The sequence below is a fragment of the Comamonas testosteroni genome (assembly GCF_030505195.1).
GTDB classification, from domain to species: domain Bacteria; phylum Pseudomonadota; class Gammaproteobacteria; order Burkholderiales; family Burkholderiaceae_C; genus Comamonas; species Comamonas testosteroni_G.
Genome location: NZ_CP129672.1, coordinates 354,817 through 367,572, shown reverse-complemented (window position 1 = coordinate 367,572; position 12,756 = coordinate 354,817). Strand labels below are relative to the sequence as shown.

Below are 12,756 nucleotides of genomic sequence, written 5' to 3'. Positions count from 1 at the left end.
GGGCGCTGGTCCTCAATGACCATCATTCCGCTACGAGATGACTGGCCTGCTTGTACTGACCAGCGGTTGAATCCGCCACCCATTGCTGTCACCTGTCCAACTTCAACAGATGACGGCTCTGCAGCGGTTGTTGCTGTTCAGGGCTGGCTCACGACCTATCGGTCACCGCTATATAACGATCATCCCAGCAACAAGGCTGGCACCTGCCCAACGACGGGTTTTAGGGGAACAGCCGACAGTGGCCAATAGTTGCCGCCCTATGGGTTGTTGGAAGTCTGCTATCACGCTTCATGAACAAGTCTTGCCGCCTCTCTGCAGTCTTTTTTTAGGTTCATCGAGGAATTCCGTGGAGATAAGCCCGTTCGTTTTGTAATCTGATGGCAACGACACTGACATCGGAGAACAAATCAAATGCTGGACTCGAAGTTATTGCAGGCTCTTGGCGGCTGGGAGGGCTACGTGGTTGAACGTGTGCAGTGGCCCCAGGGCGATAGCCGCACTGTGTCGATTTATCTGAAGCCGCAGGCCCGCGTCATGCATTGCGAGCGCTGCGGTGCGCAGTGCAGCCAAGTCCATGAGACCACGACACGGCGCGTGCGCGATCTGGCATTGTTCGAGTACAGAGTGGTGCTACATGTGCCGCGTCGGCGTCTGTGGTGCGATAGCTGTGGTGGCCCGCACCTGGAGAAACTCAGCTGGCTCGGTCGCTACCAGCGCGTCACAGACCGTCTGGCGCAGGCGTGCAGCCAGTTGCTTCGCAGCAGCAGCATCAAGGCGGTAGCGGCCTTCTTCGATCTGGGCTGGCACACCGTCAAGTCCATCGACAAAGCCTTGCTGCTGGCCACCACTGCGCAGCCGCAATGGGATCAGATCGAGTACCTGGCGATGGACGAGTTTGCGCTGCACAAGGGCCATCGCTACGCCACAGTCGTCGTCGACCCCATCAGCCGGCGGGTGCTGTGGGTGGGGCAAGGGCGCTCACGCGAGACGGCCCGCCAGTTCTTCGAGCAGTTGCCCGCTGGCGTTGCCCAGCGCATTCGCGCAGTTGCTATCGACATGACTACGGCTTACGAGCTGGAGATCAAGGCCCACTGCCCTAACGCCGAGATCGTCTATGACCTGTTCCATGTCGTGGCCAAGTATGGCCGGGAGGTTATCGACCGAGTGCGTGTCGATCAGGCCAACTTGCTGCGCCAACAGCCCTCAGCACGTAAGGTGCTCAAATCCAGCCGCAGGTTGCTGCTGCGCAATCGCAACAAGCTGCAGCCTCAACAAGCAGTGCAACTCAAGGAACTGCTGGCGGCCAATCAACCATTGATGACGGTATACGTCTTGCGCGACGAGCTCAAACAGTTGTGGTTCTACCGTCGTGCGACTTGGGCGCATCGCGCCTGGCGGCACTGGTGTGATCAAGCCCATCAAAGCGGCATTGCCGCACTGAGCACCTTCGCTCAGCGCTTGCAAAGCTACCTGCACGGGATCATCGCCCGATGCAGGCATCCGTTGAACACAAGTGTTGTGGAGGGCATCAACAACACCATCAAGGTCATCAAGCGCCGGGCCTATGGCTACCGCGATCAGGACTACTTCTTTCTGAAGATTCGCGCAGCATTCCCCGGTAATGCGCGATGAACCTTTTTAATGCATTGATACGGAATAGCTCTTATCAATCACATTTCAGCCGTCAGATTAAGTAGTCGAGGCATAGCAGTGCCGGAGCTCTAGTCAATGTACATTTCAGCCCATCAGCACAGAGACGCGAGCGACGCCTGTTTAGATGGCCTTGGATTGGCCAACCCAATATGTGGCTCTGAGATCCCGTTTGAGCACTTTGCCATTGGGGCTTCGAGGTAATTGCTCAATGAAGTCAACAGACTTGGGCGTCTTGAGAGACCCCAGTCGATCTTTGCAAAGGGCCATGAGTTCAGCTTCCGTGACCTGTGCGTGCGTTTTGAGTTCGACGACAGCTTTCACTGCTTCACCCCAATCGTCATCTGGAACACCGATGACCGCACAATCTTCAACGCTGGGGTGCGACCAGAGCACTTGCTCGATCTCCTGAGGGTAGATGTTGAAGCCACCTGAGATGACCATGTCCTTCTTGCGGTCGCAGATATGAACTCTGCCCTGTTTGTCGATGAAGCCTATGTCACCGGTGTGGAGCCAGCCATCTACGATGGTCTTAGCAGTTACGTCAGGTTGCTTGTAGTAGCCCGGGGTCACAAGGTCACCTCGCACGCAGATTTCGCCGCGAGCCCCAACTGGCAAGCGCTGATTGTCTTCGTCCTGAATGCAGATCTGCACGAGGGGTGTCGGATGACCGCAACTCGAGAGCACGTCATCAGGTGCTACGGCTCCATCCAGTAGATGCTCGTCGGGTGCGAGGTAGGTGCACATCATGGGGGCTTCAGCCTGACCGAACACCTGGGTCATGCACGGTCCAAAAACCTGGATGGCCTGTTTGAGCTTTTCCACGGCCATGGGCGCTGCCGCGTAGATGAAGTACCGCAGGCTGGAATAGTCTCGCGTCTCCACGCCGGGAGTGGCAAGCAGCCGGTAGATGACGGTCGGAGGCAGAAACAGCTCTGTGACTCGGTGTTCCTCGATGGTGTCGAGCAGAGACGCTGAATCGGGCGATTCCAACACCACGACCTTGCCACCCCGCGCCACGGTCGGTAGCGCCGCGAAGCCTGCAGCGTGTGTGAGCGGTGCGGCAGCCAGATTCACAGGGCGCTCGGAATGCGGATAGTGCAGGCTCATCAGATGAGACGCCATGAAGACGTTCACATTGCGCTGGGAGAGCTGCACGCCCTTAGAGCGCCCCGTTGTGCCGCCTGTCGGTGCGATGATCGCGACGGCGTCGGGGTCATGAAAGGCTTCGATTGGCTCCGCGCTGACGTCGCCAAGCCAGCTCTCCAGGGAAGCAAAATCCGGTAGCTGTCGATCCAAACAGAGCCACAGTGCCAGCTTAGGCAATTGCCTTTGCAGTGAACGAACCATACCCGCTAGATCGCTGTGAAAGATCAGCAGCTCGCAATCCATGAAGTTCAGGAGGTATGCGTTGTCTTCCTCGTTGAGCTTGGGATTGGCTGGCACCCAAGTCAGCCCCGCCCGTGCAATGCCAAAAACGCACATGAACGCTGCGGCGCTGTTGCGACTGAGAATGGATGCCTTGGTGCCTGGCTCATAACCGGACTCCTTAAGCTTCCGTGCGAGCCGGTAGCTATGGCGTGCCACGTCTGCATAGGTCCACTGTTGTTTGCCTTGCACCAGACAGGCTGCATCTTTGTCGATGAGCAGCCCACGATCGAGGGAGTGCGCGTGTGTCATCGTTGCACCTCAGTCATGACGGCCATAGAGGGTCACCACGATGGCGCCGCCAATGCCGGCGTTGTGCTGCAGCGCCAGACGTGCGCCCTCCACCTGCCGGTCCTCGGCATTACCTCGCAATTGCTGAGTCAGTTCAAAGCACTGGGCAAGTCCCGTGGCCCCCAAGGGATGCCCCTTGGACAGCAGGCCGCCGGAAGGATTGGTGACAACCATGCCGCCATAGGTGTTCTGGCCGTCATCCACGAATCGCTGCACCTCGCCTTCTTCGCAGAACCCGAGCGCCTCGTAGCTGATCACCTCGTTCTGAGCAAAGCAGTCGTGCAGCTCGCAGACATTGATGTCGCGCGGTCCGATGCCGGCGTCCTCATAGACCTTGCGGGCCGCCTCACGCGTCATGGAAAAACCGACAACCTCGAGCATGGAGCCAGATTCGAACGTTGTGGGGCGATCCGTGGTCAGCGCCTGCGAGAGGATGCGCACGCGCGTATCAATGCCGTGGCGCTTGGCAAATGCCGCGCTCACCAGCACCGCTGCTGCTGCCCCGCAGGTTGGAGGGCAGGCCATCAGGCGCGTCATGACGCCTTCGACGATTGCAGGGCTGTCGAGCACGTCCTGGACACTTACCTCCTTGCGAAAAAGCGCAAGTGGATTGCGCGCCGCATGGCGGCTGGCCTTGGAGCGGACCTTGGCAAACGTATCCAGCGGTGTTCCGTAGCGCTGCATGTGCTCGGCTCCCGCACTGGCAAAATAGCGGATGGCCATTGGCAACTCGCTCTCGCCCGCGAGCCGGGTTGTGGCATCGTCGAATTTGATGAGCGGAGAGGCTCGGTCACTCCAGTGGGATCCAAGTGCGCCTGGTGCCATTTGCTCGAAGCCCACGGCCAGTGCGCAGTCTGCCGCCCCTGACATGATCGCCCTGCGTGCCAAGTAGAGAGCGGTCGATCCAGTAGAACAGTTGTTGTTCACGTTAACGATGGGAATGCCGGTCATGCCCACTTCGTACAGCGCTGCCTGCCCGCTTGTGGAGTCTCCATAGACGTGGCCAGCAAACGTCTCCTGAATCTGACCGTAGTCCAGGCCTGCATCCGCCAAGGCATCGCGCACGGCCTTTGCCGCCATCTGCGTGTAGGAGGGGTGGTCACCCGGCTTGCGAAACGGTGTCATGCCGACTCCGGCGACGATTACGTTGCTCATTGTTCTCTCCTTGTGTTGGGGTCAATCACGTAAGCACTCAGGACTGCATGGCCTGGGCCACAACTTGTTCGAACTTGCTCACAAGCGGTGCGTTGATCTGCTGCTTCCAGCGCCGGTAAACCTCGCGGGTGGCGCCATTCCAGAGCGCCTGTTCCTGAGCGGTCGGCTTGTAAATGGCAACGCCTTGCTTGGCGACCATTTGCTCATTGGTCGCCACTGTTTCGCGTACGCGACGAGTCAGCTCCTTGCCTGTCTCTTGAGCCGCCTCGCGCACGAGCTTTTGGTCCTGCTCGCTCCATGTTTTCCAAACTGGGTTGGCCACGAGAAAGTGAAGGAGCTCGTTAGATTGATTCCAGTAGGAAATGTGTTTTTGGCCCAGGGAGCTGAGCTTGTAAGCAACAAACTGCTCGAGGGTCAGAGTGAGTCCATCGATTGCTCCTGAGGCAAGTGCGGGCTGCGCATCAGCAAAAGTCATCGTGGTCGGATTGGCGTGCATGGCGCTCATAATTTGCTGCTGCATGGGCGTTGACACGACACGGATCTTGAGGCCCTTGATGTCATTAGGTACAGCTACGCGGCGCTTGGCGTTGATGATCTGAATGGGACCATACTCGCCGCTTGCCAGAGGCTCCATACCCGAGCGGCGGATCACCTCATAGAAGTCTTTGTTGAGCGCATCTGACGCAAGCACAGCATCTACGGCACGGTCGTTGGGCATCAGACCGGGAAGATTGAACAAGGCAAAATCCTTGACCGTTCCCGACCAATTCACCGTTGTTCCGACGAGTATGTCGATCACTCCTTGGCGCAATGCCGTCAGTTCGCGATCCTGCTGGCCTTGCACCAGCGAGGAGCCAGGGTAGAGCTTGAAGTTCAGACGCCCCTGAGTTTTTTCGCGAACCAGATTTGCAAATCGCTCGGCCGCAAAATGCCAGTTTGTTCCTGCCCCCACAACGAGCGAGAGTCGGTACTCGGCACGGTATTTGCTCTGTGCGAACGCCAGCGCAGGCATTCCAATGACGGCGGTGCAGGCACCAGCCTGTAGCAGCTGTCGACGTTGAATCATGGCTTGTCTCCTTTATGGGTTTGAAGAAAATGTCTGTCAGCGGGCTCAATAGCCGATGGCCCTGGGCAACCAAAGCGCCAATCCAGGCCAGCACACAACTGCAGCAATCGCTATCACGAAGCTCAGAAAGAACCATCCCACCCAGGGCAAAGTTTCTTCCACGGCGACTTGTGACAATCGGCAAGCCACGAGCAGATTGACAGCGAGCGGGGGGGTGAACTGACCCAGCGCGATCACCATCGTGACCAGCACACCGAACCAGATCGGGTCCCAGCCGAACAGCTTGATCAGAGGAACCAGTAAGGGCAGGAACACCATGAACACGGACACACCGTCCAGAAACATGCCCACGAGCTTGAGCACGACGAGCACCACAATCAGCGTGAGCAAGCTGCTCCACCCGCTTGCGGAGAACCAAGCCACGATGGGGTCAACAATGCCCAGCGTCTGAATGCAGTAGGCGAAAATGCCTGCCAATCCGAGGATCACCAGAATGACGGCAGACACCACGGCCGCCTCGCAAAAGATGTCGTATAGGTCGGCCCAGTTGATAGTCCGGTGAATAAATAGCCCAATGCCAAGAACATAGACGGCTGCAACCACAGCGGCTTCTGTAGGAGTGAACCAGCCAGCACGCATTCCACCCAGAATCAGCACGGGTGTGACCAACCCCCAGCTGGCTTCGCGCAGGCTCTTCCAAAACGGGGGACGCGGCTCCTTCGCTTCGGTCTTGCCGAATCCTTGCCGCCGGGAGATCCACCATGCAGGAACGATCAATGCCAGACCTGCCAAGACGCCTGGCACTAGGCCTGCAGCGAACAATTCGGGCAATGAAACGCCTGGCACCAGAATGCTGTAGATAACGAATGCCAGTGACGGCGGAATCAGGATGTCAGTGGCGGTGGCCGAGCCGATCACGGTTGCAGAGAACGCACGTGGATAGCCGGCTTTGGTCATAGCACCGACCATCACGCTTCCAATGGCTGCCGCCAGCGCCGCGCCCGAGCCAGAGATGCCGCCCAGAATCATGGCCACCACGATGACTACGATCGGCAACATTCCCGGGCCTCTGCCCAGTACAGCGGTTGCGAAATTGACCATTCGCTGGGCCACACCGGACCTGTCGAAGGCAGCACCCACTAGTACAAACATAGGCAATGCCAGGAGTGGATATTTGCCAATGCCTGCGTCAAAGTTCTGCTGCACGGTGAACAGCCCGAACCAAGGCATTTCAATGCCGGTCATGACAACGGCGATTGCGCCACTCAAGCCCATCGCGACGCCGATGGGAACGCCCGCCAGCATTAGAAAGACAAAGCCGAGGATCAAAATGGTGCCGATCATCAGAGCACCTCCTCATGCGACGGAGAATGTGGAGCGCGTGAACTCTTGAGCTGCCGGATGCCTGCCAACCAAGTTCGCACCACCACAAAGAGGGCCAATGGCGGGAGCCAAACCGTATACCACCATCGCGGGACTCCAAGTCCCGTCGTAGTTTCACCAAAGCTGAACTCCTGCCAACCGGCTCGTACCATGAGCACCGTAAGCAGCAGAAACATTGCCAGAGTGCAGAGCATGCTCAACCAGATCAGCAGTCGTCGAACCCGTGGTGTCGCGCGTTCATAAAAAAACTCGATGCGGATGTGGCCATCCCGTGCAGACGCTACTGCGGAGCCCGCAAGCGTCAGTGCCAGCAGTAGGAACACCGAGATTTCCTCGGTCCAAGCGAAGGACTGGTCCGTGAAATATCGGACTACAACGTTGACCAGCGTGATCAGTACGAGTGCAATCAGCACAATCGCGCCGATGTGGGTTTCAATACTGCGACCTGATAATTTACCGCCCGCAGGAGCCTCTGGTGCGGCATGAATTGGAGGCGAAATGTCTCTCTGTCGGTGATCAGTCATTTGGTACCAATCCTGTTTGATTGGTACCATTTGAGTGAATTAAAAGTACCAAGTCAATTGCTTTGGTACTGTTTTAAGAAAAACTAGGGAATCCACTTATGTCCTCAAGACGCTCGCAGGAAGCGTTTCTATCTGATCTTTTTGATCTGTTTCGTGTAGAAGGCGTTTCGGAACTGACGGTGGGCGAGATCGCTCGACGCCTCAGTTGTTCACGCAGCCGGCTCTATTCGGTGGCAGAGACGAAGGAGGAGCTATTTCTGGTCGTGGCCAAGCAGTATCTGAACTCGCTGCAGCTCGAGAGTGACGCGCTCATATCCAAAGACGGCGACGTTGTAGAGATCATCACGCAGTACCTCGATATCGGTGTACGAGGGTCTGCATTGCTTGGTGTTCCTTTCCTGAAAGACCTGGACGCGTCGCGTCAAGGGCGCAGGTTGTTCGATAGCCATCAGGAAAAGCGCGCCCAAGGACTAGCCCACCTGGTGCAGCGGGGCGTTGAAAAAGGTGTGTTTCACCCTCGCCATGCGATTTTGGTCGCAGAAATTCTGATGGGTGGCGCATTGCGTATCCGGCGCACGCGATTTCTGGCGCGCACCGGGCTGACGCTGGAAGAAGCATTTTCGGAGTTCTACGAACTGCTGCTTCACGGGCTAATGAAGCAGGGGCACGGTAGGGAAGTAGGTGTTTCGAAGGACTGGAAACTTCCAACCTGGCCTGACGCCGCCTTGAAAATTCCAGAGTCCTCCTCGGACGACACTGAGCCAGATGGAATCACCGAGCTGCTAATCAAGGCATCTGTGCGTCACTGATAACCGAAGGCGAATTTAACGAGACAAATGTCTGCAAAAAGTCGACGAAGCGGTCTCAGCACAGGCAAGCGGCGAGCCGTACGGTCGAACGACCATTTCCGCAGTGAAAGCGGCTGTTCAGAACGAGTGGCACTCAAGGACTGGTTTGCTCGGTTGCTGCTGTTCTGGTGCCAACCTACGAATGACTCAGATCAGCCTGAGCCTGCCCTTCGTTTCCTCACTCAGTCGGTCACGACCAGCAGACTGGTCAGCCTCAACCGGCACAGGCGGTCAATCCAACCGGAATACGCACGTCGCGCAGGATCTGCTCTTGCTTGGTTTGAACGGCAGCATGGGGTCTTCAGTGCTTGTTCCTGAGCTGTGATAGCGGACTACAAACAGATATAGTGGGGCGGTAACTGACATTCATTGTCGCCTGCTTGCCGCAAACCTGACGTTGACCGTTAGCTCGCGATGCGGACATGAGCAGCAACTATCGTTGCCACGCTACCGCAGGGGGATTTCCGTCCTTTGAAGAATATCCGGCGACGGGACATCAGACTTAAACGTATAAATGACGAGAAGTCACTGATTAAGAAATACACCAGAAGAAGCCATGGTCAGGGTCTCATCTGCCCGCGGGCTGTTTCGGACAAGCCATTGCACTGCACATGCTGGACCAGAAAATCAAGAAATATCCGGGTCTTGAGAGGCAGGTGTGTGCGGTGTGGGTAATAGGCATAAAAGCCCGGGAAGCTTGCCCAATAGGGTTTCAGCACTTCAATCAACTGGCCTGTGTTGAATGCGTCGGTCATGGATTCGCGCCAGCCGGTAATCACGCCGATGCCATCCAGGGCCGCGCGCATGGCCGTGTCGCTATGGTTGACTGTCAGTGGCCCGCTCACGGAGCGCTCGCTCAGTTTGCCGTCGATATTGAATTCCCATTTGTAGACTGCACCGCTGCTGCTCATGCGGTAGTTGATGCATAGATGCTGCTCCAGCTCATCGGGGTGCTCGGGTGTGCCGTGCGTTCTGAGGTAAGCAGGAGATGCACCGAAACACATGGTCAGATCCTGTGTGAGTGGCACGGCAACCATATCGCCCTCCAGTGACTCTCCATTGCGTATGCCGACGTCAAATCCTTCTCGCACGATGTCCACAAAGCCGTCGTCATAGACCAGCTCGACGTGAATGTGCGGATGCAGTGCAAAGAACTCGGCGAGCATGGGCTCAACGAGCACCTGGCCTGCAGGATGAGAGATGGTGAGGCGCAGCGTGCCGCCTTCGACGCCCGCTTGGAGTTGAAGATCTTCGGTCGCTTCACGCAGGTTGGTGAGAGCCGGGGAAATGCGCTCCAGATAAATTCTTCCGGCTTCTGTCAGGTTGAGGCTGCGCGTTGTTCGATCGAACAGGCGTACATCAAGACGGGTTTCCAGTTTCTTGATCGTCTGGGACAGTGCGGCCGGTGTGACCCCGATGGCGTGGGCGGCATAGGTCAGACTGCGATGCTGAGCTACCTGTTCAAAGGCAGCCAGATAGGCGAGTATTTCGGGCTTCATGGCTTCTATTTTTAAGTAAAACTTAATAACTTAAATAGATTGCTTGGCTTTTTCTTTTGCATTGCCTGGCGCACACTGCCTCTGCTTCGCGCGACGCATGTGCCCGTGCGGCAGCTCCTGTGTTGAAAAGCAAATAAGAAAGCACTCCCCATGCCTGTCAAATTCACTCTCAACGGCAAGCCCGCATCGGCCGATGTGGATCCTTCAACACCCATTCTCTGGACCTTGCGTGACACGCTGGGTATGACAGGGACCAAATTTGGTTGCGGCATGGCCATGTGTGGAGCATGCACTGTGCATCTGAATGGCCAGGCCATCCGTTCTTGCATTACGCCTATATCGGCGGCGCAAGGGCAAAAAATCGACACCATCGAAGCGCAGGCTGCCGACAAGGTGGGAAAGGCTGTCGAGAATGCGTGGGTTCGCAACGATGTGGCGCAATGCGGCTACTGCCAAAGTGGGCAAATCATGAGTGCGACCGCGTTGCTCAAAAACAATCGCCAGCCCAGCGATGCAGATATCGATGCAGCCATGGCGGGCAATATCTGCCGCTGCGGAACTTATGCACGCATCCGTGCTGCCATCCACGATGCTGCCAAAAACCTGTCGGCCTAAGAGAGAAGGAGCACATCCCATGCCTATACCCAACCATTTTCTTGCAGACATGCCCAAAGGTCTGCGTGCGCTGGCGGCTGACACGATAGATGCAGGCGCCAAGCTCGAGCGACGCGATTTCCTCAAGCTGGCGACGGCCTCCGGTTTTGCATTGGGCGTATTTCCCCCCGCCGCACTGGCACAGGCGAAGGGTAACGAGCAGGTCTCAGCAAACGTACTCAAGCCCACCCAGCAGCCGTCGGCTTTTGTGAAGATTGATCGTGATGGCACGGTGACGGTAACGATCAACCGTCTGGAGTTCGGTCAAGGTGTGCAAACCGGCCTGCCCATGGTTCTGGCCGAAGAGCTGGACGCCGATTGGTCCAAGATGAATAGCGTGCACGGCAATGCCGATCCCGCTTATATGGATCCGGTCATGGGAATGCATCTCACGGGCGGCTCCACTGCCATCAAGAACTCGTATGTCCAGTATCGTGAACTGGGGGCGCGTACCCGCTCCATGCTGCTGGCCACGGCTGCCAAACGCTGGGGTGTGGACCCTCAGTCCTTGCGCACTCAGGCAGGGCAGGTGATCGGGCCTCGAGGCAAGAAGCTGGGCTACGGCGAGTTGGCGGATGAGGCCATGAAGATGCCTGTTCCGCAGCAGGTGAAGCTAAAGGACGCCAAAGACTTTCGCATCATTGGTCATGCCACGGGGCGGCTTGATGCACGCCCCAAGTCCAGCGGCAGACAGTCCTATGGCATTGACATGCATCTGCCGGGAATGTTGACCGCACTTGTGGCGCATCCGCCGGTGTATGGAAGCAAGATTCAATTGGTGGACGATTCGGCAGCCAAAGCCATCAAGGGCGTGCGTGCGGTGCTTCGTGTGCCCAGCGTGTGGGGTGGCGAGCTGGTTGCTGTGCTGGCCGATGGTTACTGGCCAGCCAAGCAGGGACGCGATGCCCTGAAAATCCAGTGGGACAGCAGCGCGGTTGGCAAAGTCGATTCTGCTCGGCAACTGGCGCAGTATCGTGAACTGGCCAAAAAGCCGGGCGTGCTCAAGTTTGATGCCGATGTTTCGGCACTCAACGGTGCTGTTCACAAAATCAGTGCCGAGTATGTATTCCCCTACCTTGCCCATACGCCGATGGAGCCGCTGAATTGCACAGTGCGTGTGACAGGTGCAGGCAAGGATGCCAAGGTTGAGCTTTGGTTGGGCACACAGGCTCCGGGCTGGGAAGTTGCAACTGCGGCGCGCGTGCTTGGCGTGGCTCCTCAGAATGTTCGAGTCAATGTTCAGATGGCAGGGGGCGGTTTCGGTCGCCGTGCCAACCCGCGCAGTGACTACGTGGCCGAAGCCTGCGAGATTGCCAAGGCCGCTAGAACATCTGGTATTGATGCCCCGGTGCGCATGGTCTGGAGTCGCGAGGACGATGTCAAAGGAGGCTATTACCGACCTATGCATGTGCATCGCGCCGAGATAGGTTTTGACGGTAGCGGAAAGGTGATCGCCTGGGACCATGTGATCGTCGGCCAGTCGCTTGCCAAAGGCACGGCGTTTGAAGGCTTTATGGTCAAGAACGGAGTGGACACCACGACGGTTGAGGGAATGAAAGAGCCGTACGACTTACCGATGCGACTGTCGGTGCATCACCCCGAACTCAATGCGCCGGTTCTCTGGTGGCGCAGCGTGGGCTCCACACATACCGCTTATGTGATGGAGACCTTGATGGACGAAATCGCCCGAGCTGTAAAGCAAGATCCTGTCGCATACAGGCTGCAACAGTTCGGCGACAGGCATCCGCGTCACAAGGCCGCGTTGCAACTGGCAGTCGAAAAGTCGGGCTACGGAAAGCGCCAACTGGCCGAAGGCAGAGCCTGGGGCGTGGCCGTGCATCAGTCTTTTGACTCGGTGGTTGCCTATGTGGTCGAGGCATCGATGAAGGACGGCGCTCCCAAGCTGCATGCGGTTACAGCTGGCGTGCATTGCAATCTGGCGGTGAACCCTCGAAGTGTCGAGGCTCAGGTGCAGGGTGGTGCCTTGATGGGGCTCGGCATGTGCTTGCCTGGAGCGGCCATCACATTCAAGGATGGGCAAGTGGAGCAGGGTAACTTCAATGACTACACTGTGGCCCGCTTGACCGATATGCCCGCGATCAGCGTGCATATCGTGCCGAGTGCTGATGCACCCACGGGTATGGGTGAGCCGGGTGTGCCGCCATTGGCCCCCGCTTTTGCCAACGCCATCGCCAAGCTGAGCGGCCATACGCCACGCGAGCTGCCTTTCCTGAAGGCCTGAGAGCATGAGCCTGGAT

General features: G+C 57.5%; 10 protein-coding genes. 4 read left to right on the top strand and 6 right to left on the bottom strand.

Annotated elements, in window-relative coordinates; translation table 11 throughout:
* Nucleotides 1–411 precede the first annotated feature (411 nt).
* Entirely contained in the window at nt 412–1,632 is a 1,221-nt protein-coding gene (locus QYQ99_RS01575; RefSeq protein WP_302091124.1) for an ISL3 family transposase, read from the top strand.
* A 141-nt stretch (nt 1,633–1,773) separates the two neighbouring features.
* On the opposite strand, the gene QYQ99_RS01570 is transcribed toward QYQ99_RS01575, so the two are convergent.
* Genes QYQ99_RS01570 through QYQ99_RS01550 form a run of 5 tightly spaced genes read right to left on the bottom strand, consistent with a single transcriptional unit; the run spans nt 1,774 to nt 7,497 of the window.
* A complete protein-coding gene (locus tag QYQ99_RS01570) occupies nt 1,774–3,330 on the bottom strand; it encodes an AMP-binding protein (protein WP_302091123.1) in 1,557 nt (518 codons plus the stop codon).
* A 9-nt stretch (nt 3,331–3,339) separates the two neighbouring features.
* Nucleotides 3,340–4,524, bottom strand: coding sequence for a lipid-transfer protein (locus tag QYQ99_RS01565; protein WP_302091122.1), 1,185 nt, complete (start codon nt 4,522–4,524; stop codon nt 3,340–3,342).
* A gap of 37 nt (nt 4,525–4,561) precedes the next feature.
* Nucleotides 4,562–5,590: a TRAP transporter substrate-binding protein DctP gene (dctP, locus tag QYQ99_RS01560; RefSeq protein WP_302091121.1), complete on the bottom strand. Its 1,029-nt coding sequence runs from the start codon at nt 5,588–5,590 to the stop codon at nt 4,562–4,564.
* Between the two features lie 45 nt (nt 5,591–5,635).
* The gene (locus QYQ99_RS01555) at nt 5,636–6,934 is read right to left on the bottom strand and encodes a TRAP transporter large permease (RefSeq protein ID WP_302091120.1); all 1,299 of its coding nucleotides are present in this window, start codon (nt 6,932–6,934) and stop codon (nt 5,636–5,638) included.
* Nucleotides 6,934–7,497: a TRAP transporter small permease gene (locus QYQ99_RS01550; protein ID WP_302091119.1), complete on the bottom strand. Its 564-nt coding sequence runs from the start codon at nt 7,495–7,497 to the stop codon at nt 6,934–6,936. The genes QYQ99_RS01555 and QYQ99_RS01550 overlap by 1 nt, the downstream gene beginning before the upstream one ends.
* A 98-nt stretch (nt 7,498–7,595) precedes the next feature.
* Here QYQ99_RS01550 and QYQ99_RS01545 point away from each other — a divergent pair, with 98 nt between their 5' ends.
* Nucleotides 7,596–8,306: a TetR/AcrR family transcriptional regulator gene (locus QYQ99_RS01545; RefSeq protein WP_302091118.1), complete on the top strand. Its 711-nt coding sequence runs from the start codon at nt 7,596–7,598 to the stop codon at nt 8,304–8,306.
* A 599-nt stretch (nt 8,307–8,905) separates the two neighbouring features.
* On the opposite strand, the gene QYQ99_RS01540 is transcribed toward QYQ99_RS01545, so the two are convergent.
* A complete protein-coding gene (locus tag QYQ99_RS01540) occupies nt 8,906–9,844 on the bottom strand; it encodes a LysR family transcriptional regulator (RefSeq protein ID WP_302091117.1) in 939 nt (312 codons plus the stop codon).
* Nucleotides 9,845–9,994: 150 nt separating this feature from the next.
* Between QYQ99_RS01540 and QYQ99_RS01535 the strand changes: the two genes are divergently transcribed.
* Both QYQ99_RS01535 and QYQ99_RS01530 read left to right on the top strand, forming a co-directional pair.
* Nucleotides 9,995–10,459: a (2Fe-2S)-binding protein gene (locus QYQ99_RS01535; protein ID WP_302091116.1), complete on the top strand. Its 465-nt coding sequence runs from the start codon at nt 9,995–9,997 to the stop codon at nt 10,457–10,459.
* Nucleotides 10,460–10,478: 19 nt separating this feature from the next.
* Complete coding sequence (locus QYQ99_RS01530) at nt 10,479–12,740, top strand: xanthine dehydrogenase family protein molybdopterin-binding subunit (RefSeq protein WP_302091115.1); 2,262 nt, start codon at nt 10,479–10,481, stop codon at nt 12,738–12,740.
* Nucleotides 12,741–12,756 lie beyond the last annotated feature (16 nt).

Bases quoted from the DNA above. Each gene is read 5' to 3' on its own strand.
- QYQ99_RS01575 (WP_302091124.1), top strand. From the start codon at position 412: ATGCTGGACTCGAAGTTATTGCAGGCTCTTGGCGGCTGGGAGGGCTAC.
- QYQ99_RS01570 (WP_302091123.1), bottom strand. From the start codon at position 3,330: ATGACACACGCGCACTCCCTCGATCGTGGGCTGCTCATCGACAAAGAT.
- QYQ99_RS01565 (WP_302091122.1), bottom strand. From the start codon at position 4,524: ATGAGCAACGTAATCGTCGCCGGAGTCGGCATGACACCGTTTCGCAAG.
- dctP (WP_302091121.1), bottom strand. From the start codon at position 5,590: ATGATTCAACGTCGACAGCTGCTACAGGCTGGTGCCTGCACCGCCGTC.
- QYQ99_RS01555 (WP_302091120.1), bottom strand. From the start codon at position 6,934: ATGATCGGCACCATTTTGATCCTCGGCTTTGTCTTTCTAATGCTGGCG.
- QYQ99_RS01550 (WP_302091119.1), bottom strand. From the start codon at position 7,497: ATGACTGATCACCGACAGAGAGACATTTCGCCTCCAATTCATGCCGCA.
- QYQ99_RS01545 (WP_302091118.1), top strand. From the start codon at position 7,596: ATGTCCTCAAGACGCTCGCAGGAAGCGTTTCTATCTGATCTTTTTGAT.
- QYQ99_RS01540 (WP_302091117.1), bottom strand. From the start codon at position 9,844: ATGAAGCCCGAAATACTCGCCTATCTGGCTGCCTTTGAACAGGTAGCT.
- QYQ99_RS01535 (WP_302091116.1), top strand. From the start codon at position 9,995: ATGCCTGTCAAATTCACTCTCAACGGCAAGCCCGCATCGGCCGATGTG.
- QYQ99_RS01530 (WP_302091115.1), top strand. From the start codon at position 10,479: ATGCCTATACCCAACCATTTTCTTGCAGACATGCCCAAAGGTCTGCGT.